The sequence below is a fragment of the Actinacidiphila oryziradicis genome, assembly GCF_005047355.1.
Taxonomy (GTDB): domain Bacteria; phylum Actinomycetota; class Actinomycetes; order Streptomycetales; family Streptomycetaceae; genus Actinacidiphila; species Actinacidiphila oryziradicis.
In genome coordinates, this window is record NZ_SUMC01000003.1 from 1 (window position 1) to 22,748 (window position 22,748).

Here is a 22,748-nt window from a genome sequence, read left to right on the forward strand (position 1 = left end):
TTGTCGTCGGTCAACGACGCTCCGCGTCGCCTCCCTCCTCCGCCTTGCCAGACTTGCCCCTCGCCCCGCTCCTTCACCCGCCCCACCTATTCGCGCGGCCTCTGAATCGTGAACCCGAAGGACCCCCGCGTCAAGGCCCGCCAAGGCTGATCCGCATCTGTCCGGCTCAGGGCCACGGGTCTCATCTGCTCTGGGCCCTTTGATACCTAATGCACCGTTATATTCGCGGCAACATATATACCCAGGTGCGAACTCTGATCACAGAAGCCCCTGTTGTCCTCGTTGACATGCCTGAGTAACCACGTTTCACTCAACACTCGTGCATGGCAACGTTGTCAGGCCGTCGGAGTGGCCTGACAACGTTGCCTATCGCTGACGTTTTCCGTTTTCGGCACGTCAGCACGTCATGTGCGAAGCACGAACTGCTGTGGAGGCAACCGATGGTTATACCTCGACGTACAGGTGCGCCACGTAAACAGAAGACATTCCGTCAACGCTTGGCCGTGGTGTCCGTTCTGGGCATCGCCGTACTCCCGCTCCAGGCGATCGGCGGCACGTACGCCGCGAACGCCGCCGGCTCGACGCCGGCATTCGTGCAGGACCCCGCGTCCCTCGTCAACCCGCTCATCGGCACGTCCGGTGCCGTGGACACCTTCCCCGGTCCCGACATGCCGGCCGGCATGATGCAGTGGGGCCCCGACACGACCCCCGACCGGCCGTCCGGTGGTGGCTACGAGTACAACGACAACAAGATCTCCGGCTTCAGCCTGACCCATGTCTCGGGCCCCGGCTGCGACGTGGCGGGTGACCTGCCCATCCTGCCCGTCACCGGCGCGCTCTCGGGCAACCTCAGCAGCACCTCTGCCCAGTTCAGCCATGACAACGAGCAGACGAACACCGGCTACTACGGGGTGACCGACGCCTCCGGAGTCAAGACCGAGCTGACCGACTCCACCCGCGCCGGGCTCGGCAAGTTCACCTTCCCCGCCGGCCAGCAGTCCAACCTGCTGTTCAAGCTCAGCGGCAGCGCCACCCAAGTCGACGGCACCCGCGTCCAGGTGGTCAGCGACAAGGAGATCAGCGGCTCGGTTTCCAGCGGTCACTTCTGCGGTGCGAAGAACACGTACACGCTGCACTTCGACATCAAGTTCAACCAGTCGTTCACGGGCAGCGGCACCTGGGTCGGCAGCACGATCAACCCCAACGCCACCTCCCTGACGGCGGGCAAGGTCCAGCAGACCCTGCGGGCGCACCCGTCGGCCCCGCTGCACGAGAAGCACTTCACCGTGCCCGCGGCGCCGTCCCCGACGATTCACGGGAGCAGCAGCGGCAAGGCGTCCGGGACGCAGACCTCTTCCCCGTCGGCGTCTGCCGCCCCCAGCACCGGCGTGAAGAGCAACGCCGCCCAGCCCCCCACCACCGGCGCCAACGGCATGTACCTGACCTTCGACACGGCCACAAACCCGACCGTGACGGCCAAGGTCGGCATCTCGTACACCAGTGACGCCAACGCCGCCTCCAATCTCTCCACCGAGGCCAAGAACTGGAACTTCGACGCCATGGAGCAGGCGAACCACGCTGCCTGGAACTCGGTGCTCGGCAAGATCCAGGTCGGCGGCGGCTCCGCGGACCAGCAGGTGCAGTTCTACACGGCGCTTTACCACTCGCTGCTGCACCCGAACGTCTTCTCGGACGACAACGGCCAGTACATGGGCATGGACAACCAGGTCCAAAAGCTCGCCAAGGGCCAGGACGCCCAGTACGCCAACTACTCCGGCTGGGACACCTACCGCTCCCAGACGCAGCTGATGGCGATGGTCGAGCCCAAGGTCACCAGTGACGTCGTGACCTCCATGCTCAACGGGTACGACCAGACGGGCCTGCTCCCCAAGTGGGCGTCGAACAACGGCGAGAGCTACGTGATGGTCGGTGACCCGGCCGCCGGCATCATCGCCGACGCGTACGCCTTCGGCGCGCGCGACTTCGACACCGCGCACGCCCTCGACGCGCTGGAGCACGAGGCCACCACCCCCAACCAGGACAGACCCGGCGAGAACGTCCGCGACGCCAAGGGCTACCTCCCGCTGGACGAGAAGGACTACAGCTGCTGCAACTTCTACGGCCCGGTGTCCACGCAGCTGGAGTACGACAGCGCCGACTACGCCGTCGCCTCGTTCGCGAAGTCGCTGGGCAAGACGGCGGACTACGAGAAGTACGCCACCCGCGCGCAGGACTGGATGAACGTCTTCAACCCGCAGAGCGGCTACATCCAGGGCAAGAACATGGACGGCCAGTTCGTGGGCGGCTTCACGCCCGGCACGTCGAACGGGTTCGTGGAGGGTACGTCGGCGCAGTACACGCCGATGGTGCCGTTCAACCTCCAGCAGCTGATCCAGGCGCGGGGCGGCAACGCCGCATACTCGTCCTTCCTGGACAGCCTGCTCAGCAACATCACGGACCCCGGCAACACCAACGCCAACCTCAGCAACGAGCCCAGCCTTGAGATCCCCTGGGAGTACAACTACACCGGGCAGCCGTGGAAGGCGCAGGAGGCTGTGCGCGAGGCGCAGCAGTCCCTGTACTTCAACGCTCCGGTGGGCTCGTTCGGCAACGACGACCTCGGCGCGATGAGCTCCTGGTACGTCTGGTCCGAGCTCGGCATGTACCCGGAGACCCCGGGCACGAACACCCTCGCGCTCGGCAGCCCGGCGTTCCCGGTCGCCAAGGTCAACTTCGGCACGGTGAAGGCGAACGGCACGGTCACCGGCAAGACGGTGCAGATCAATGCCCCGCAGGCCGCGCCGACGGCGCCGTACGTGCAGTCCCTGGACGTCAAGGGCAAGGCGTCGGACAACTCCTGGCTGACGTACGACCAGTTCGTGGGCGCCGGCGCGCTCGACTACACGCTCGGCGAGTCGCCGAACAAGGCGTGGGCGTCCTCGTCGAGTTCGGTTCCGCCGTCCGACACGACCGGAGGCGGCCGCGTGCTGGCCGCGACGGGTCCGACCAGCGACGGCCTGGTCCTGGCACCGGGCGCGTCCGGTGACGGCACGCTGAACCTGACCAACCTGGGAAGCAAGGCGGTCACGGTCGACTGGAACGCGACAGCGCCTTCCGGGGTCACTCTCGACACCGCGTCGGGCTCGGTGTCCGTGCCCGCGTCGGGCAGCGCGGAGGCCAAGGTCCAGGTGACGGCGGGCAGCACGGAGGGCACGTACCCCGTGACCTTCGCGCTGACCGACCACAGCAGCGGCGCGGCGTTGAGCGGGGCGTCCCTCCGCGTGGCGGTCGCGAAGCCGGGCGAGCTGTGGCCGTATGCCACGAACGAGGGTATCTACCCGGACGGCGCCACCTTCTCGGGCGGCTTCGACGACGACGGCTGGGCGTTCTCGCAGAGCGCCCTGTCGGCGGCGGGCGTGACGAGCGGTTCCGCGCTCACCGTGGACGGGGTTTCCTACACCTGGCCGACGGTGACGTCCGGTCAGCTGGACAACCTGGAGATGGCCGGTCAGACCATCCCGGTGCCGGCGGGTACGACGGGCTCATCGCTCGGCCTGCTTGGTTCGGCGACCAACGCTCCGACGGACGGCAGTGGCGTCTCGGGGTCGCTGACCGTCACGTACACGGACGGCACGTCGATGCAGGCGACGATCGGCTTCTCGGACTGGACGCTCAACGGCGGCTTCAGCAAGCCGCTCGCGGGCGACACGACGGCCGTCACGACGGGCTACCGGAACACGGGCAGCGGCGGAAAGGACACGGTGAAGGCGTACGTCTTCGCCACGAAGGTCCCGTTGGACTCGTCGAAGCAGGTCGCGTCGATCACGCTCCCGGTGACGGGCGCGACGGGCTCGGACCACCTGTTCGCGTACGGTTTCGGCCAGTGAAAGCGCGTCGTACGGCTCGACGATAAGGATGACGGCGCCGGCTCCCCGGGCGAAAGCCCGGGGAGCCGGCGCCATCGCGCGGTACGGCGTGTCGAGCACGCGGGCCGCGAGACCCTTTCCAGCGCGCGGCCTTCGATGCCGCACGCAAGTGCGTTACGAGGGGTTCACAGTGCCTGATCGACCGCGCCAAAGACGCGGCGCTGGCGGCGCCAGGTCGTCCCAGGCGCGGCAGACACTACCGGCCCAGTCGGCGGGCGGGCGCGTGGGGCGTTTCGGTTGGCCGGGCGCATGCATGACGTCCAGCAGGTGGCTGATGAGCGCACGTGCCCGGGGGAGATCGCGGCCGATGGGTCCGTCGAAGTGGTCGTCGACGATGGTGAACCAGCGCCGTGAGGAACGCGCTCGTGCAGCTGGCCACCGAGGGACTGGTCGAGCGGATCCAGAACCGCGGCGCCCGCGTCCGCGCGGTATCGCTCCATGAAGCCATCGAGATCACCGAGGTCCGCATGGCCCTGGAGGGCCTGTGCGCCGCGAAGGCGGCCGAACGCGCCACCGAGGACGACCGCCGCGGGCTGCGGGAGATCGGCGGGAGGATGCAGGACGCGGTAGCAGCCGGGGACGTGCTCGGGTACTCCGACCTCAACAAGCAGCTCCACGCTCTGATTCTGGCCATCAGCGGGCAGAGCACCGCCTGCTCCGTGCTCGAGCGCCTCCGCGGACAGAACGTCCGCCACCAGTTCAGGCTGGCCATGCAGCCCGGCCGGCCCCACGTGTCCCTGCCTCAGCACCTCGACATCATCGAAGCACTTTGCGCCACAGACCCCGAAGCCGCCGAGGCCGCCATGAGAAAGCACCTGTGCAGTGTCATCGACGCGCTGCCCGACGTGGAAAGGCCCCGCCCGGCCCCGGCCGGATAGCGCGGGGTGACGAGGAGCTGCGGCCGGAGACGCCGGGAGGCGCTGCGTGGTGCGCGCGAGGGCAGCCAGGAAGCGGGGGCGCTGGGCGTCACCAGCCTGCTTGTCGGAGTTGTAGCAGGTGCCTAAGCCTACGACCTCTACGGAAACGTCACCGGCCACACCGACGGCCACCCCGGCGACCGCCCGCAACCGGTTCACAATCGGGCACAGTGCAAGGCGGACCGCACGGTGGGGTCAGCAGGGCTGACGACCCTGGGAATCCCCTCACCGCGGTGTCATCCTCGGGATGTAGAGCGCGTGCGATTACATCCGAGGATGACAGTGGGGTTGAATCCGCGGGCTGATGGCCACCGACCGCGGTGAGCCTAGCTTTCTGTGTATGAACACCAGGGCGGCGCCCACGAGGGCGGCACAGGGGCAGGCGGTCATACAGACTGCGGGATTGACCAAGCGGTTCGGTGATCGGGTGGCGATCGCGCCGCTGGATTTCCAGGTACCGGGCGGATGCGCATTCGGTCTGCTCGGCCCGAATGGCGCGGGCAAGACGACCTTGATCCGGATGGTGCTCGGGTTGATCCCCGCGACCAGCGGCGAAATCACTCTGCTGGGCCACCAGATGCCCGCCTCCCGCGCCGCGGCTTTGGCCGGGGTGGGGGCGATCGTGGAAGAGCCGCGGTTCCACCCATACCTGACGGGGCGGGAGAACCTGCGGGTGGCGGCCGCGGTGCGGAACCGGGGCGCGAACGGACGGATCGACGCGGTCCTGGGCCGGGTCGGTTTGAGCGACCGGGCCGATGACAAGGCCGGCTCTTACTCGCTGGGTATGCGGCAACGGCTGGGAATCGGACGCTGCCTGCTGTCCGACCCCCGCCTGCTCATCCTGGACGAGCCGATGAACGGTCTGGACCCAGCCGGGATCCAGGAGATGCGGGGCATGATCCGTTCCCTGGTCGACGAAGGCCGTAGCGTGATGATCTCGTCCCACCTGCTGGACGAGGTGGAGAAGACCTGCGACGCACTGGCCATCATCGACCGGGGCGAGCTGATCGCCGCAGGCACGATGAGCGAGATCGCTTCCGGCACCAATGACGTCCTGGTCGGTTCTGACGACCCGGCCCGGGCGGCGGCGGTCCTGCTGGGGCGTGCGGCGGTCACCAATGCCGTCACCGACAGCCCGGGCGTGCTGCGGGTGACCCCGGCCGACGCGGTGCCGGTGTCGGACCTGAACCGGTGGCTGGTGGAGGACGGTGTGCGGGTGAACCGTCTTGAGCCGGTCCGCGCCACCCTGGAAGACCGATTCCTGGAGATCACCTCACGGCTGGGGGAGGCCCGATGAACACCACCATCACCATCACCACCGCTTCCGCCGCCCGGACCGACGGCGGGGTCGGCCCAGGACGACGGATTGGCGCCAATGCCGGGTTGGCTGTCCGGATGATGGCAGCGGAGCTGCTGAAGCTCCGCAAACGCCGTGGCCTGATGATCTGGTCGGCCGTGCTGTTCGCCGCCCCGCCCGCGGCCGCGCTGGGGATCGGTGGCGTCCGGCACGCGGCCGACCCCCGGCACTACGCGCCGGCCGGTGGCATGATCGGCCTGTCTCACGCGATGATGCTGGTGCTCTACATGGGAGGCGTTGCCGCAGTGATGATCGGTACCGCGGCGGGGGGCGGCGACGCCGCCGCCGGAGTGTTCCGGGACCTGGTCTCCACCGGCCGGTCCCGTCTGGCCCTGTTCGCGGTCCGGCTCCCCGCGGCCCTCGCGGTGAGCCTGCTGCTTTGCGAGGCCGCCTTCGCTGTCGGCGCCGCCGGATCGGTGCTGCTGGCCGGCCCGGGGCAGGCACCCGCGGCGTCGGTGCTGCTGAGCACCGACGTGGCCTTGGCGGCCGCTGTGGCGGTCACTGCCGTGCTCGCCGTCGGCCTGTCCTCGCTGCTGACCTCGCGCAGCCTGGCCATCGGACTGCTGCTGTGCTGGAATCTGGCCGCCTCCCGGGTGCTGGAGCACGCGACCAGCTTCGGCGCTCTACGCGTCCTGCTCCCCGGCGCCGCCGTGGAACGGCTCACGCCGCTACCGGTGATCGGACAGTGGCTCGTCCCGATGTCGGTGGGGACCGCGTGCGCGGTGCTGCTGGCCTGGGTGGTGGTCTTCAGTGTGGCCGGGGCATGGCGGACGATCCGCCGGGACGCCTGAACCGATGAAAAGGACCCTGCTCGGACGCGCCGGCGACCTCACTGTCGCCGGTGTGTTCGCTGTCCTCGCCATCGCCGACGTGGTGCTGGCCAACCGGCACGGGGGCTCCCCGCCGCGTACCGCGACCGTGTTCGCCGGGCTGCTGGTCACGGCCGTGGCCCTGTCATGGCGCTCCGCGCTCCCCAAGACGGTGCTGGGGGTGACTGCCGTGGGCGGCGCTGTAGCGGCCGCCGCGGCCGACCGGCCGGTCATCGGGCCACTACCGGTCGCCGTCGCCCTCTACACGCTCGCCACCGTCTCGACCTGGCGGACCGTGGCTACGGCGGCCTCGGCCGCTTCGGCCTGTTACTTCGCCGGGGTACTCGCCGGGCACGCCACCGGCGGTGACGCAAGTCCCGGCCCAGCGGCAGCCCAGGTCCTGGCCCTGCTGGTCATCGGCGGGACACTCGGCCTGTACGTCGGCCAACGACAGCAGGTCATGGCGGTGCTCACTGAACGAGCCGAACATCTGCAACGCGAACGGCAACTCCTCACCGCCCAGGCGATCCTTGCCGAACGCGTCTGGATAGCCCAGGAACTGCACGACGTCATCGGCCACCACGTCAGCCTTCTGGTGGTTCAGGCGGGAGCGGTGCGCAGCACCCTGCCCGCCGACCATCCCACCGGCGGCGTACTGGACAGCATGATCGAGGGCGGCCGTGAGGCCATGACGGAGATGCGCCGGCTGGTCGATGTACTGCGCCCCGTCGCCCAGGCCACAGACCACGACGTACCAGGGCGCGGCCCGGCTCCGGATCTGACCGATCTCACCGGATTGTGCCGGCGTCTGCGCACCACCGGCCTGCCCGTCGACCTGGATTTTCAGGTGAGCGTCCCCCTCCCGCGTGCCCACTCCGTCACCGCGTACCGGATCGTCCAGGAGGCCCTCACCAACGTGCTCAAGCACGCCGGGCACGTGCCGACACGCGTCCAGATCCGACGGGATGCCACTGGCCTGGAACTACGTGTCACCAACAGCGCGGCGCCGCCTTCCGCAACGACGGCGCCGCTCACCGGACCCCAACTGCACGGGCTGGGGTCGGGCGGCCACGGCCTGGCCGGAATGCGGCACCGTGTGGACCTGTTCGGCGGCGAACTGTTCGCCGGTCCCGTGCCCGGCGGTGGCTACGCGCTGCGCGCCACCCTTCCCCTCCAGGAGCGTCCATGACCACTGCCACACCGCCCCAGCCATCCGGCTCCGCCCCAAAAATCCGGGTCCTCATCGCGGACGACCAGCCGCTGATGCGTCAGGGATTCGCCATGATCTTGTCCGCGCAAGGCGACATCGAGGTCGTCGGAGAGGCCGGCACGGGGTACGCCGCGATCGAAAAGGCCCAAGCTCTCTCCCCGGATGTGGTCCTGATGGACATACAGATGCCCGGACTCGACGGGATCGCCGCCACCCGCGAACTCCGCGGCACCCGCATCCTCATCCTCACCACTTTCGGACGCCAGGACTACGTCGCCGAAGCACTGTGTGCCGGTGCCAGTGGATTCCTCCTCAAGGACGTCACACCCGACCAGCTCGTCCACGCCGTACGTGTCATCGCCGCCGGAGACGCCCTCCTCGATCCAGCGGTCACCCGGTCACTCATCCAAACCGCACTGCCGGCCCTGGCCGTTCCCCTCACCCCTCCGCGCTTCGATATCCTCAGCAACCGCGAAAGCCAGGTCCTGCGCATGATTGCCCAAGGCCTGTCCAACGCCGAGATCGCCACCGCACTCGTGCTCAGCGAGGCCACCGTCAAAACCCACGTTTCCAGGGTCCTGGCCAAACTCGCGCTCCGCGACCGCGTTCAAGCAGTCGTACTCGCCCACCAGCACGGCCTCGTCTGACACAGTCCGCCGGATACCGCCGAACCGCCGCTCTCTTGGTCGTCGGCTGCTCGCATCATGCGACGGAAGGCACCTCGCAAAGCGTACCCAAGAGACCGTCACAGCTATCGGCCTCCTCGTCGCCGACACGACCGGCGCTGTCAGCAGACCAGTTGATGGCCCTCATTCTGAAGGGCAGTGAGGTGCCGCATGCCTACGACGCCCACGCAACCGTGCGCGGTACGTCCACGGCGACCGATGCCCCGTCGTTCCCGCCGGTCTCCGATGCCTCGTGCCGACGGGTCTCGGACATCACGGGTGCGGACGGCGCTTCTGCGTTGGCCGACCAGCTGTTCAACTGGAAGAACAACATCTTTCCGGGAGGCTCCACGCTGGCGTCCTACGACGGGAAAGGCGCCCAACGCGCCTATCAGCAGCCGAAGGACGCACTCAGCTCGTGCCGATCCTTCGACTGAAGACGACGACCTGTGAGAAATTTCCTCCCCAACTATGCGCAGGCACTGGCATTGCCACGCGGTGGGGACGGGGGCGGCGATGAGGGTTCGCGTTGCTACACGCGAAGATTCGGCGGGCATCTACCGTCTGCTCTGCGACTTCGCCACCAGTTACCAGCCTGAACGCGCGGTCTTCGATCACCGCACGTTTCCGCGCGCGCTGGAGGCCGCCGCGGACGGCCGGGCCGAGTTCCTGGTCGCTGAGCTGAACGGAACCATGGTCGGCTACATTCTGGCCGCCCGGCAGCCCACCCGCTTCGCAGGGGGAACCGTCCTGGACATCCTGGAGCTGACCGTCGATGCTTCATATCGAGGCCAAGGCACGGGATCACTCCTGGTCCAGGCCGTTATCGCCAGAGCCGAACAGGCCGACGACGTAGAGGTGACTGTGCCCACCCGCCGAGCGGCAGGGTTCTACAGCCGCCTGGGATTCACCGAGACGGCCACCTACCTGAAGCACGCTCGAGGCCGTGGGGCGGCTTCCACGGTCGCGAGTTAGACCCTATTGGTGCTGCACGCCGCAGTAGATCTCCAGAAGGTCCGTGGGCCGTCCGGGGCATTTTCGGTCCCCGGCTGGCGGACGGACGGCCCGTCGCAGTGGACACACCCGGCCGCCCAGGGCCAACTGGCACCATGCGGTCCGCGCATCCGGACGGGCCGACTCCTACCCGCAGGAGGTCTCGTGAAGCCGACCGGCGCGGCGGCGATCACATGGATGGCGGCCGCGCCGTCGGGCAGCGCGCCCGCCTCCAGCGGACCGTCCTCAGGCACAGCGGCCACGGCTGCCCGGCCTCCGCTGACCGCCGCCGGTGCCCCGCGGGCCGGAAGGGCGTGAAGACGATTCCGCTCGACACCTCCAAGCGCGCCGACAACACCACGCAGGTCACCTGCAACGACCATTCGCTCCACCACTACGCGGGCGACGCGACGGCCGGTGATACCAACGGCGAGGATCCGAGCCAGTCCGGCGCCGCGCGGTATGTGCTGAGCGCCTCCGGCAACCAGCTCGAAAGCGACTGACCCGCCATGCAGCGTCCGACCCGGAGCACCCCGCAGGCACTCACGGCCATCCTGCTGCCGGTGGCTGTCACCCTGGCCCTGTACTGGTACGGCCGCTCGCATACACCCGACTACGAGAGCGGCCTCTTCGGCCTCCACTACCGTGACGCCAACGGCCTCAAGGCCCAGCTTGGAACTGCCCTGCTCGGCCTGGCACTCGTCCAGCTCCTGCTGGCGCTGTGGATCTACCACCGCCTGCCGGGTGCCGGCCCAGCCCCGCGCCCGGTCCCCACCGTGCACCGGATCGACGGCCTGCTCGCCTTTCTGCTGTCGCTGCCCATCGCCTACCACTGCATCACCGCCTACGGGGTCCGGCTCACCACCACCCGGGTGGCGGTGCACTCCATCACCGGCTGCGTGCTGTACGGCGCCTTCGTCGCCAAGGTCCTGGTGGTCCGCAGCCGCCGGCTTCCCGGCTGGGCCCTGCCCACCGCCGGCGGCCTGCTCGTCGCCGCGATCGCGGTGCTCTGGTATACGGCCGCGTTGTGGAATCTGGACGGTCGGCACGTACCCGGCTTCTGAGATCCTGTCAGGATCTGATGGGCTGGACGGACCGCCCCAGGATACGTTCGGGTCATCCCCCGGACGGGTCGGCGCGCGCCTCGGCGGGTGGCAGGCGGAGTCCCCGGTGTGACAGGGAAGACCTGCGCCCATTCACATCTCCCGCCTGCCCACCCGACTGCTGCCCCCCCACAAGCCGGCACACGGTGGTTGGTCAGCACTCAAGATGAGACGTTGTGCCTGAACCGGCGTATTGGAGGTGGAGGGGAACCAAGCCACGAAGCCCCGCCATATCGGAGGTACCTCACCCGTGACCACCACCGAATCAGCCCCGACCGGGGTTGACCACCGCGAGGCGGACGATCCGCAGGGTTGGCAGTTCAACTCATCCCTCGGTCTGACCGTGCTACTGCTGCTCCTGGTGGTAGTGCTGCAGGCGCCGATCCGCCGGCTGTTGTCCGCGCCGGTGATGCAGAGCTGGATGACCGTGTTCGTCGCGGTGGTCGTCCAGGCCCTGCCCTTCCTCGTCCTCGGCGTGCTGCTGTCGGCGATCATCGCGGTGTTCGTCCCACCAACGTTTTTCGCCCGCGCGCTGCCGAAACACCCCGCCCTGGCGGTGCCCGTCGCCGGGATGGCCGGGGTGGTCCTACCCGGCTGCGAGTGCGCCTCCGTGCCGGTGGCCGGGGCGCTTGTGCGCCGGGGCGTCACCCCCGCGGCGGCGTTGGCGTTCCTGCTGTCCGCCCCGGCGATCAACCCGATCGTGCTGACCGCCACCGCCGTCGCGTTTCCCCGCAACCCGCAGATGGTCATCGCCCGGTTCGTGGCGAGTCTGCTCGCGGCGTGCGTGATGGGCTGGTTGTGGCAGCGGCTGGGCCGCACCGACTGGCTGCGCCCACCGGCCCATCCGTCGTCCGACGGCCTCAGCAACGGGGCGGCGTTCTGGGGATCCGTACGGCACGACGTGATGCACGCCGGGGGCTTCCTCGTCGTCGGCGCGATGGGCGCGGCCACCCTCAAATCCGTGGTACCGGCAAGCTGGCTGCACGCCGCGGCCAGTAACCAGGCGGTGTCGATCCTCGCCCTGGCGATCCTCGCGGTGCTGTTGTCGATCTGTTCCGAGGCCGACGCGTTCGTGGTCGCTTCCCTGTCCCAGTTCTCGCTCACCGCCCGGCTGGCATTCCTCGTCGTCGGACCGATGATCGACCTGAAACTGTTCGCCATGCAGACCGCCACGTTCGGCCGCGGGTTCGCGTTGCGGTTCGCCCCCGCCACCTTCGTGCTGGCCATCCTCATGTCGGTCCTGGTCGGGGCGGTGCTGCTGTGAACCGGCAGGCGCAAGCAGTCGTGCTGTTCCTCGTCGGCGTCGCGGTGTTGCACGCCAGCTTCACCGGCCTCTACCTGCGTTACGTCAAGGCCGGGTTGCGCCCGTTGCTGATCGCGGCCGGCATCGTCCTGATCGTCGCCGCCATCGCCACCGTCTGGTACGAACTGCGACAGCCGCGTGCGACCCAGGAGAACCAGCCCGAGCGTGAGAACCACGACCAGCACGACCAGCACGACCAGCACGGCCACGCCCACCGCGAACCACGAATCTCCTGGCTCCTCGTTCTGCCCCTGTTCGCTCTCATCCTGGTCGCCCCACCCGCGCTGGGCTCCTACAGCGCCCTGCGCGCCGGCACGGCCCTGCAACCACCCTTCGGCTTCCCCGCCCTCCCCCCAAGCGACCCCCTCCAGCTCACCGTCGTCGACTACGGCGGCCGCGCGGCCTACGACCACGGACGCTCCCTCGGCGACCGGCGGATCAAAATCACCGGCTTCATCACCCTCGACCGCAGCGGCGCACCCTACCTCACCCGCATGATCCTCAACTGCTGCGCCGCCGACGCCCAACCCATCAAGATCGGCCTGTCCGGACAGATTCCTCCCGTCCTGGCACCCGACACCTGGGTCGAAGTCATCGGCACCTACACCAGCAAACAGACCAAAGACCCCGTCAACGACGGCGTCATCCCGTACATCAACGTCAGCCGGGCCAGAACGGTCCCGGCCCCGAACGATCCGTACGAAAGCTGAAAACGCGGCCCGACCAACCTTCGTAGAGCTCACGGCCGGGACGACCCTGCGCCGCCACTGCTCGCACCCAGGGGTCTTGTCAGTGGCGGGCCGTAAGGTCCGGCCAGGAGCATTCCCGCCGTTGAGGCGTCATGGGCCCGCATCGATGCCTGGCTGGCCGGGCACGCCCCCATCAGCCACGCCCGGCTGCGCCGTCGGCGCTGCAGACAGACATCAAGGCCGCCGAGCGCACGCTCCGAGTCACCTTCCACCCCGACCTGGTATGCGCCGTGACGTTGTGGCCGACAGTGCCCGTCGATGGCTCGTCATCCGGCGACCTTGGAGGCCGCGCAGGTAATGCAGATCCTCGTCGCGGGGCGGGCGGTAAGCCGCGCCGCGGAGATCGGGCCTCCGCAGCGCTCGCAGACCCAGTACTCATCGGTAAGTACCCGTTGGGCAGCTTGATCGAGGTCGTCCAGGTCGGCGCGTGCTTGCTTCAGCACGTCCCGCAGCTGGGCTCGCTCGTACGCGACCGTGGCTCCCTCCGGGTCGTGCTCATCGTCGTTGGCAGTCAGGGCCGACGCTTCGACGATGCCGTCCCACAGGCGCGTCAACGAGTCGATCAGCCGCACACTACTGGCCCGAGCCTCGTTGATCAGCTCTGTTGCGGCCCTCCGTTGCGCTGGTGAGGGTCCGGTGCCTTCTATGCGATCTTCCACGACAAAATACAACAAAGCGCGTGATCTGCTTATTCCGGTTATTCCGGTAGTCCGGGAACCCTCGCCACCCCGGCGATCGGGGTGGCGAGGGCACTGAGAGCCTGTCGGGTGACCTTCGATCGGAGGTCACCAGACAGACTCTGAGGCGGCGGGGCGACGTGCCGTGGGCTCAGGAGGCGAGGGGATCCGGCGCGGTGAAGCGGTGGTGGCCGGAGCCTGCGGCGTAGACGGCGCAGCCCTCGGCCAGGCGCAGGAATGTCGCCCCGGTCCCGGTTTTGGTGACATCGGCCGCGCTGCGGGCGGGGACCCACACCTCGGCGGTCGCGTTGACCGGTACCGACAGGTCGAGGGTGAACGCGCCCGCGCGCAGTGTCCAGTGGGTGGTGATCGGACCGTAGAGGGAGTCGTACCGCCCGGTCGCTTCGTGTACGGAACCGCCGGGGCGTGGCCGGATGACGATGTTCTGGAAGCCGGGGCTGCCGATGCCGATGCCGGTGATGTTCTGGTACATCCACTCGCCGACGGATCCGTAGGCGTAGTGGTTGAAGGAATTCATCGCGGGGTCCTCGAAGCTCCCGTCGGGCTCGATGGAGTCCCAGCGCTCCCACATCGTTGTCGCGCCCCTGCCGATCTGGTAGCCCCACGAGGGGAACGTACTCTGCTCCAGCAGGCGGTAGGCCAGGTCCGTGTGGCCGGTGGCGGTGAGCGTGGGCAGCAGACGGGGGGTGCCGAGGAAGCCGGTGGACAGATGCCAGTCCTTCGCCTTGATCAGATCGACGAGCCGGTCGGCGGCGGGCGTCCGCAGGCTGTCGGGCAGCAGATCCATGGACAGCGCCAGCACGTACGCCGTCTGTGTGTCGCCCTTCACCGTGCCGTCGGCGGAGACGTAGGCCGATTGGAAGGCTGCGCGGATCTTGGCGGAGAGCGCGTCGTACGGCCCGGGGTCCTGGCCGATTGCACGCGCGCTCCGGGCGACGAGATCGGTGCTGTACGCGAAGTACGCGGTGGCGATGACGTCCTTGGGTGTCTCGTCGGCGATGTTGAGCCAGTCGCCGAAGCCTTCGGCGGGCCGCAGACAACCGGTGCTGCGCGCCTCCAGGTACGCGATCCATGCCTGCATCGCCGGGAAGCTGTCCTCCAGCACCTGCCGGTCCCCGTATGCCTGGTAGAGGTTCCAGGGCACGGTGACGCCCGCGTCGCCCCAGCCCGCCGTGCCCTCCCCGGTGGGGCCGATACGAGGCGCGACATCGGGGAACGCCCCGGCGCCGGACTGGCCGTCCCGCAGGTCCCGCAGCCACTTGGTGAGAAACCGGGCCGATTCCATGTTGTAGGCGGCGGTGCTGGAGAACACATTGATGTCCCCCGTCCACCCGAGCCGTTCGTCGCGCGCGGGAGTGTCGGTGGGGACGGCCAGGAAGTTGCCCCGCTGGCCCCAGGTGATGTTGCTGTGCAGCTGGTTGAGCATGGGCGCGTCGGTCCTGAAGGACATGGTGAACGGCGCCGAGGTGTGCATCACCCGGCCGGTGACCGCGCTCCTGGCCGGGACGCCGGGGTAGCCGGTGACCTCGACGTATCGGAAGCCGTGCGAGGTGAAACGCGGCTCATAGATTTCCGCACCGGCACCCTTGAGGGTGTACGTGTCCGTCGCCTGGGCGGTGCGCAGATTGGCCGTGTAGAGCATGCCGCTCCGGTCCAGCACTTCGGCGTGGCGCAGCCGCACGCTCCGTCCCGCCTCGCCGGAGACCCGCAGCCGCACCGAGCCCACCATGTTCTGGCCCAGGTCGAAGACGTACACCCCGGGCTGCGGCTCGCTGACGCCGACGGCGGCGAGCTCCCGTTCGATCCTGGTCGGGGCTTCCAGCTGGGCCGCCACCGACACGGTGACGCCGGACACGGCATCAGCGGGCTGCCATAGGGAGTCGTCGAAGGCGGGGGAGGACCAGCCGGGCGTCTCCAGCCGGGCGTCGTACTCCTCGCCGGCCATCAGGTCGGCGGACAGGATCGGGCCCGTGGCGCTGCGCCAGTCCGTGCCGGTGGTGACGGAGGCCGTACTGCCGTCGGTGTACGTGACCTCCAACTGGGCGAGCAGCGCTGGCCGTTCGCCGTACAGCTGCTGTCCGAACGAGGCGATGCTCCCGGAGTACCAGCCCGACGCGACACTCACGCCGATCGCGTTGGCTCCGCGTCGCAGCAGGTCGGTGACGTCATACGTCTGGTACTGCACGCGCTTGCGGTAGTCGGTCCAGCCGGGTGCCAGCTGGTCGTGGCCGACCCGGTGCCCGTTGACCTCGGCTTCGTACAGGCCCAGCGCTGTCGAGTACAGCCGCGCCCGCGCGATCGGCTTCCCGGCGAGGCGGAAGTCGCGGCGCAGCCTGGCCGGCCGCTGCGAGGCCAGTACGCTGCCCCACGGGCCGCCGCCCCACCGGGCGAGCTCCTTGGCGGCGGGCCAGGCGCTGTCGTCGTATCCGGGCGCCTTCCAGTCACCGGCGGGCTCCTGGTCGGTGGCCTTCCAGCCCCCGGAGGTGGTGAAGGAGCGGACGCCGTCGGCGGTGGTCAGCTCCAGCGTGCCCAGCAGGCCGGCCGGGCTCGGCGAGGCGTTGACCGCGGAGACGGCGATCGTATTGGCCCCCTCGCGCACGAGGGTGGTCACATCGACGACGATCGGGTGGCGCCAGTTCTCCCCGACGGGGTCGCGCCCGCCGATTTCGACTCCGTTGATCCAGGCGGTGAACCCGTCGTCGGCGGTCATCGCCAGGCGGGCGAGTTGCGTAGCGCCCGCTACGTCGACGGAACCCCGGAAGTACCGGGTGGCGGCGGGCGCGCCGGCGGCCGGGTCGCCCTCGGGGAACCGGCCAGGTCGGGACCGCGGGTCACCGTATCCGGCGCTGCGATCCAACCGGCCTTCCATTCGGCGGAGTCGATCAGGCCGGTCTCCCACCAGGAGGGCGCGCTCCAGGACGACGGGCGGCCGTCGGCGTCCCAGACGCGGACGGCCCAGTGGTAGCGCGTCCGGGGCAGCGGCGCCGGGCCGTCGTACGGCACCAGGACCGACTGGCGCGAGGCGACCTTGCCGCTGTCCCAGACGTCGGCCCCGGCGGTCGTCGTTACGCGGAGCTGGTACGCGCTCTGGCGCTGGTCGTGTTGGTCGGAGACGAGGGTCCAGCTCAGCCGAGGGCGGGTGGCGTCGAGGCCGAGCGGATGCGTGGCGTACTCGACCGTCGTCCGCTCGACCCGCAGGGCACCGGGCGCGGTTCCTTGGCCTTGGCCTTGGCCTTGGCCTTGGCCTTGGGCTTGCGCCTTGGCCGGCGGTGCCACGCCTGCGAGGGCCGGGCCGGTGGCGGCCGCTGTGCCGAGGAGTGTTCTTCTGCTGATCATGCGCGTCTCCCTGATGCGGAGGGCTTTTGGGCATGGCTTGCCGCAGCTGGGGCTTCGCCCCGGACTCCGGTCCTGTGCGGGCCGGTGGCTCCGTTGTGCCTGGGGAAAGGCCGCCGGCAGGCGCTCAGTCGAGCGGGCGGACCGTGATGGTGTGCGTGCCGGACCCGACGTCGGACAGGACCACATAGCCGTCCTCCGAGCGAGCCCGGTAAGCCTTGGCCCGGGTGCCGGTCCAGGCGGTGCGACCATCGACGCGGACCGTGACCGTACGGCCGCCGGTGGGTACCGTGATCTCGCCACGGGTGCCCCGCGGCGCGGCCACCGTCAGGGCGAATGCGTCCGCGCCTGCCCGCCAGCTCACGCCGAGCGGGCCGTGCGGCGTGGGAAGCCGGCCGGCGGCCCATGCCACGGTCCCGGGATGCGGGCGTACGGACCAGGTGGCGAACCCCGGTGACTCCGGCCTGGCGCCGAGCAGTTGGTTGGTCAGGACGGGCAGCACCCCGGTGGACCAGCCGTGCGCCATGCTCGTAAAGGCACCCTCGTAGGGGGAGCCGTCCGGTCCGATGCCCTCCCAGTGGGTGGTGCCGGGATCGTGCTGGTCCATCCATCCGTAGAGCCGCTTGATCTCGTCGATGGCGGATTCGGCCCGCCCGGTCTCGAAGCGTGCCACCAGCTCGGGGTAGGAGGTGAACGCGTAGACCCGCTGGGACGCTCCGTCGAAAATCGTGTCGTTGTCCATGAAGGCGTTCCCGTACGGACGCCTCGTCGCGGATTCCAGATAGTCCAGCGCCGCCCCCGCGCGCTCGGGTCCGGCGACGCCCGAGGTGACGGCGATGGAATTGCCGTCCTGGCCGTGGCGTACGGCACCGGTGGTGGAGTCCAGATAGGCGCCTGCCGAGGGATCCCACAGATGGGTGTTGACCGCCTCTGTGACCGCCGCGGCGCGCAAGGTCCAGCGGTCCGCGTCGGCCGGGTGGCCGAGCGACCGGGCGATGCGGGCGGCGTCGCTCAGTGCCTGGACGTAGTTGACGTTGTAATAGGTGACCTGCCCGGTCCTGGGGAGGAAGGCGTAGTCGCCGTAGTTGCCGGTGGAGTTGAGGCCCTTGCTCAGCAGCCCCTGGCTGTCGGTGACGCTCGGGTACCAGGTGTCCAGGACCTTGAGGAGGTTCGGGTAGTAGCGGGCCGCGTAGTCCAGGTCACCGGTGTAGAGGACGTAGTCCCAGCTGCAGGTCACCCACCAGAGGGGATAGTCGAACAGCGGCAGCGTGTAGTTGACGATGGAGGCCGGGGGGATCCAGCCGTCCGCGCGCTGGTGGTCCGCGAGGTCGGCGAGCACATTGCGGGCGGCGGCGGAGGCGTCGTGATGTGTGAGGTAGGTGGTGCGCCCGGAGACCGCGATATCGCCGACGTAGGGATCGCGGTCGCGCTTCGCGCCGTCGTGCAGGACGAGTTTGCCTTCGAGGGTGGCGGTGTCGGCGTTTCGCGGATCGACGTCGCTCGCGCGGAAGGTGTCGGTGGCCAGTTCGTTGGTGTAGGCCGCCGCGTACCAGTAGCGGTTGAGGTCGTCGTCGGAGGACAGGAACCAGCCCGCAAAGGTTTCCGGCCTACCGAGGTAAGCGGTGAATTCCAGCTCCACCGAGTCGATGGCGACCTCGCCGTGGGCCTGGGCGGCGGGTGCGTCGCCCGGCAGGGCGTCGAGCGTGATCTTGAGATACCGGAAGCCGTGCAGCCCCTCGGCGTGCACCTTCCCGTCCGCCTGGAAGCCATCGGTGTCCGTCCAGTCGGCGCCCCCGGCGGGTACGGCGTACTGGTCGGTTCCCGGACCGCCGCCGGACAGGTCGGAGCGGGCGAAGTCGGAACGATCGCTGAGGTACTGGCGCGTCTCGGAGAACGCCAGCCGCACCCCCGGGGAGTTGTCCGACGCCCATGCGAAGCGGACCCTCGGGTATCCGACGACAACCTTGCCGAAGTCCACCGTGACCGTCGGGGCTTCGACCGTTGCCACCAGCCCGGGCCACAGTTCATTGATCCGGGTGAACTCGCCCTGCGGGGTGCCCTGGTCGGCCGTGACATTGACGCGGACGCTTGTCGTGCTGACCGGCTCGGTGAACGGCACCGGCCGCTGCACGGCGCTGTTGCCGGTGACCGTCGCCGCAGTGTGCCAGGCGGCTCCGTCCCAGGTCTCGACGGTGAAGTCGACCGGAACGCCATCGCTGTTGGACAGGACGGTGACGCCGGAGAGGGTGACGGCGGCGGGTGCGGTGACGGTCAGGGTGTCCGGGTAGGCGCCGAAGGTGTCGTCGTTCCAGAAGGTGCCGGTATCGCCGTCGACAGCGTTGTCAGCCTCGTAGCTGCGGGGGCTGCCGTCGCTGCCGTTGTTGGGCGCGTGGCTGGAGGACGCGGCGGCTGTCGTGCCCGCGGGCCAGGCGGGCGGCGGCGTCGGCCCGGGGCGCCTGAGCACGGTGACCGCTCCGCCCCGGGCCAGCAGTGCCTCCGGCCGGGTCACATCTCCGCCGGACGCGGCCACCGCCACCGGGCGCACCGCTCGCCCCGGCGGGCCCTGCACATAGCGGTGCCAGTCCGGCACCCGGCCGGTGCCGGCCGCCGGAGCGGCGTCCGCGGGGGGTGCGGCGGAGAGCCCCGCCGCCAGCGCTGCCGCTGTACCCAGACCGGCACCGATGACGGTGCGCCGTTGCGGTCCTTCTCCGACCGGTCTCGTCATTTTGCCTCCACCATGGATGAAACGATTCATTATTTGGGTGCAATTGTCTGTCCGGGACGCGCAACGAAGGGTGGGCCCGGTGGAAAATCGCGAATATAAGCGGCAGTCAGACACCCCGGAGGGCGGCGTCGTTCACTGTCGTCCCGAGATTGAATCGTGTCAATACTTCCGGCAAACAACAGCCAGGCGCCACGGAATCCGGTTGCGCCGCGAGAAGGATTTGCCGAGTCGTCCGGTGGGGAAGGTCCTCCACGCGCAGGCGTCCTGCGCACGGTGAGTTCGCGACGGGCGCTGCGTCCCCGGAGCGGCTGCGCGATGAGCGGGCGTCCGGCGCGTCCTCACCCTGGCGCGGCCTAGGGCCTGTCCGGCCGATCTCCGCGGCGTCGCGTGCCCTGGCACTGGGGGCACCTCCCAGCGGTAGCTGGGGGAGCTCGCGGCGTTGTCGTCAGTCGACGACTCTCCCCCAGACTCCGTCCGGGAGGTGCCCCCACCAAGCTCTCGGCTCCGCTCGAGCAGGGGGGACCCCCATCGCGTCGCCTTCCTCCTCCGCCTTGCGATCACAGGCGCCAGACCCCGCTCCTTCTCCCACGGAGATCGGCCGGACAGGCCCTAGCCCCGCACCGGCCGTTTCGAGATGCGCCCCGTGCCTGTAGCGGCTCCAATCGAAAGGACTTCGCTTTCCGCGCCACCATGGCTCCTCCGGTCGGCCTCGGCGGCCGTACCACGGCCATCCCGATGGCTGCCCTCATGGCCGGCCTCAGCGTTGCGGCCCTTCTCATGGCGGCCACCCTGGCCTGTCCCATCCGGACGCGCTGAAGCATCCTCGGGTTCTGCTCAGCCGACACTTCGCCGTCGTGCCGGGCGGGCGCGGGGGCCCGGGGGCCCGGGGGGCGCGGGCAGTGCCCGCTCCCCCCGGACGCGCCGGGAGCGTCACGAACGGTGCGCGGGCGCGTGCTGGCGTCCGGAGCGGGGTTCCGGCAGTGGCACAGGCGCGGGCGGGTCCTCCGGGGGGTCGATCGAGAGGTGGGGCAGGCGCTTGTCCAGCCAGGCCGGCAGCCACCAGTTGGCGTTGCCGAACAGGTGCATCGCCGCCGGGACCAGGACCGTGCGCAGCACGAAGGCGTCCAGCAGGACCGCCGCGCCCAGGCCGATGCCGAACTCGCCGATGACGCGCTGGCCGCCGAAGGCGAAGGCGAGGAACACCGAGACCATGATCAGGGCGGCCGCGGTGATGACCCGTGAGGTCTCGATCTGGCCGACCTTGACCGCCCGGGCGTTGTCGCGGGTGTGGACCCATTCCTCGTGCATCCGGCTGACCAGCAAGACCTGATAGTCCATGGACAGGCCGAACAAGATGGCCAGCATCATCACCGGCAGGAACGCCTCCACGGGCCCGGCCTTGCCCATGCCGAGCGCGTCGGAGCCCCAGCCCCAGACGAAGAAGGCGGTGATCACGCCGAAGGCCGCGGCTGCGGCGAGCAGATTCATCACCGCCGCGGTGGCCGGGACGACCAGGCTGCGGAAGGCGAGGACCAGCAGCAGGAAGCCCAGACCGACGATGACGGCGATGAACAGTGGCAACTTGCTGCTGATGACGGACGCGAAGTCGTCGAAGGTCGCGGTCTGCCCGCCTACGTAGACCTTGAGGGTGGTGCCCTGTTCGGCCTTGGGAATGACGTTGTCGCGCAGCTGCGTGATCAGGTCGGAGGACTGCTGGGACTGCGGCGAAGTGGTGGGGGTCACCTGGACCAGGCCGATGCCGCTGCCGGGCTGCATGGGCAGGGCGGTGACGCTCGCCACGCCCTTGGTGGCGCGGATCGTGGTGACGAGCCCTTCAGGGCCGTCTTGTCGGAGCTCGAAGGCGTCTGGGCGACCAGTTGCAGCGGACCGTTGAAGCCGGCTCCAAAACCGCCGGCGAGCAGGTCGTAGGCCTTACGGGTGGTGGATGAGGCCGGGTTGTTGCCCTGGTCGGAGGAGCCCAGGCGCAACGACAGGGTAGGCAGGGCGAGCACTGCCATCACGACGAGGGCGACAGCCGCAAGAATCTTGGGACGGCGCTGGACGGTGCCGGCCCAGCGGGTCCAGAGCCCGGGCTTGGCGGGCGCGGGGACGGGCTTGCCGTCCGCCGCGATGACGACGCGACGGTGCTTGCGGCCCAGGACCCTCAATTTCAGGACGGCAAGCATCGCGGGCAGCAGGGTGAGCGCCGCCAGCACGGTGCATACGACGGTCAGTGAAGCGGCGATCGCCACGCCATTGAGGAAACTGATGCGCAGCACCAGCATGCCCAGCAGCGCGATGCAGACCGTGGCGCCCGCGAACAACACCGCCCGGCCGGAGGTGTCGACTGCCTTGACGATCGATTGCTCGACGTCGAGGCCGGACTCCAGGCCGCGTCGGTGCCGGGTGACGATGAACAGCGCGTAGTCGATACCGACGCCCAGGCCGATCAGCGCGCCGAGCGTTGGCGCGAGATCCGCGATGCTCATGGTGTGGCTGAGCAGGCCCATGGCGAGTATGGATGTGCCGACCCCGGCGATCGCGGTGAGGATGGGCAGCAACATCGCGAACAGCGAGCCGAAGGCCAGGAACAGCACCACCGCCGCCGCCAGGCACGACCACTCGGACGGCATCTGCCCACCGCGGCCGAGCACGCGCCCAGCGACGCCAGGCTTCGATCACTCCCATCCCCTCACCGTACGAGCCCGGGAGCAGGGCGGCATCATCCGCGCACGGTACGCGGGCATACCGCCGCCGTAGTACACGTCCAGGCGCTCGTCCCGGGGACGATGGCATCGGCCGGTGCCGCCAATCGCCGGCGGGGCAGAGCGGGTGTCCGTCCGCCACCGCGGAGATCAGTCGCATTGCCAGGGGAGGGCACGATATGGCGGTGGAGCCAAACCCGCCCCGGGCTGCGCGACGACGCGTGGGGCCGGCCCTGCGGAGGGCCGGCCCCACGG

The 22,748-nt window shown here is 69.4% G+C and carries 14 protein-coding genes and 2 pseudogenes; 12 read left to right on the top strand and 4 right to left on the bottom strand.

Annotated features, from left to right (window positions below; all coding sequences use genetic code 11):
• Window positions 1–503 precede the first annotated feature (503 nt).
• From FCI23_RS03950 to FCI23_RS04005, 12 genes are all read left to right on the top strand, one after another.
• Complete coding sequence (locus FCI23_RS03950; RefSeq protein WP_246143301.1) at window positions 504–3,887, top strand: GH92 family glycosyl hydrolase; 3,384 nt, start codon at window positions 504–506, stop codon at window positions 3,885–3,887.
• 389 nt (window positions 3,888–4,276) lie between these two features.
• A complete protein-coding gene (locus FCI23_RS03955) occupies window positions 4,277–4,804 on the top strand; it encodes a GntR family transcriptional regulator (protein ID WP_136722036.1) in 528 nt (175 codons plus the stop codon).
• A 442-nt stretch (window positions 4,805–5,246) separates the two neighbouring features.
• A complete protein-coding gene (locus FCI23_RS03960; protein WP_211265198.1) occupies window positions 5,247–6,140 on the top strand; it encodes an ABC transporter ATP-binding protein in 894 nt (297 codons plus the stop codon).
• Window positions 6,137–6,991, top strand: coding sequence for a hypothetical protein (locus FCI23_RS03965; RefSeq protein WP_136722038.1), 855 nt, complete (start codon window positions 6,137–6,139; stop codon window positions 6,989–6,991). The genes FCI23_RS03960 and FCI23_RS03965 overlap by 4 nt, the downstream gene beginning before the upstream one ends.
• A 4-nt stretch (window positions 6,992–6,995) precedes the next feature.
• Window positions 6,996–8,198: a sensor histidine kinase gene (locus FCI23_RS03970; protein ID WP_136722039.1), complete on the top strand. Its 1,203-nt coding sequence runs from the start codon at window positions 6,996–6,998 to the stop codon at window positions 8,196–8,198.
• Window positions 8,195–8,866 (top strand): response regulator, encoded by a 672-nt coding sequence (locus tag FCI23_RS03975; RefSeq protein WP_136722040.1) that lies wholly within the window; start codon window positions 8,195–8,197, stop codon window positions 8,864–8,866. The genes FCI23_RS03970 and FCI23_RS03975 overlap by 4 nt, the downstream gene beginning before the upstream one ends.
• Window positions 8,867–9,021: 155 nt before the next feature.
• On the top strand, window positions 9,022–9,321 hold the full coding sequence (locus FCI23_RS03980; RefSeq protein WP_136722041.1) for a hypothetical protein: 300 nt from the start codon (window positions 9,022–9,024) through the stop codon (window positions 9,319–9,321).
• Between the two features lie 79 nt (window positions 9,322–9,400).
• Complete coding sequence (locus FCI23_RS03985; RefSeq protein WP_169316678.1) at window positions 9,401–9,859, top strand: GNAT family N-acetyltransferase; 459 nt, start codon at window positions 9,401–9,403, stop codon at window positions 9,857–9,859.
• 212 nt (window positions 9,860–10,071) lie between these two features.
• Window positions 10,072–10,380, top strand: a complete 309-nt coding sequence (locus FCI23_RS03990; protein ID WP_136722043.1) for a COG4315 family predicted lipoprotein — start codon at window positions 10,072–10,074, stop codon at window positions 10,378–10,380.
• A 6-nt stretch (window positions 10,381–10,386) separates the two neighbouring features.
• Window positions 10,387–10,941: a DUF6529 family protein gene (locus FCI23_RS03995; RefSeq protein ID WP_136722044.1), complete on the top strand. Its 555-nt coding sequence runs from the start codon at window positions 10,387–10,389 to the stop codon at window positions 10,939–10,941.
• Window positions 10,942–11,230: 289 nt separating this feature from the next.
• Window positions 11,231–12,244 (top strand): permease, encoded by a 1,014-nt coding sequence (locus tag FCI23_RS04000; protein WP_136722045.1) that lies wholly within the window; start codon window positions 11,231–11,233, stop codon window positions 12,242–12,244.
• Entirely contained in the window at window positions 12,241–12,993 is a 753-nt protein-coding gene (locus tag FCI23_RS04005; protein ID WP_136722046.1) for a TIGR03943 family putative permease subunit, read from the top strand. The genes FCI23_RS04000 and FCI23_RS04005 overlap by 4 nt, the downstream gene beginning before the upstream one ends.
• Before the next feature lie 305 nt (window positions 12,994–13,298).
• Here the strand turns inward: FCI23_RS04005 and FCI23_RS04010 are convergent, their stop codons facing one another.
• The 4 genes and pseudogenes from FCI23_RS04010 to FCI23_RS04025 form a co-directional block, all read right to left on the bottom strand.
• A complete protein-coding gene (locus tag FCI23_RS04010; RefSeq protein WP_246143303.1) occupies window positions 13,299–13,691 on the bottom strand; it encodes a TraR/DksA family transcriptional regulator in 393 nt (130 codons plus the stop codon).
• A 169-nt stretch (window positions 13,692–13,860) separates the two neighbouring features.
• Window positions 13,861–17,066: pseudogene (locus tag FCI23_RS04015) on the bottom strand (alpha-L-rhamnosidase).
• A 124-nt stretch (window positions 17,067–17,190) separates the two neighbouring features.
• On the bottom strand, window positions 17,191–19,788 hold the full coding sequence (locus tag FCI23_RS04020; protein WP_136722047.1) for an alpha-L-rhamnosidase-related protein: 2,598 nt from the start codon (window positions 19,786–19,788) through the stop codon (window positions 17,191–17,193).
• 930 nt (window positions 19,789–20,718) lie between these two features.
• Window positions 20,719–22,430, bottom strand: a pseudogene (locus FCI23_RS04025) (MMPL family transporter); the annotation flags it as partial.
• Between the last annotated feature and the right edge of the window lie 318 nt (window positions 22,431–22,748).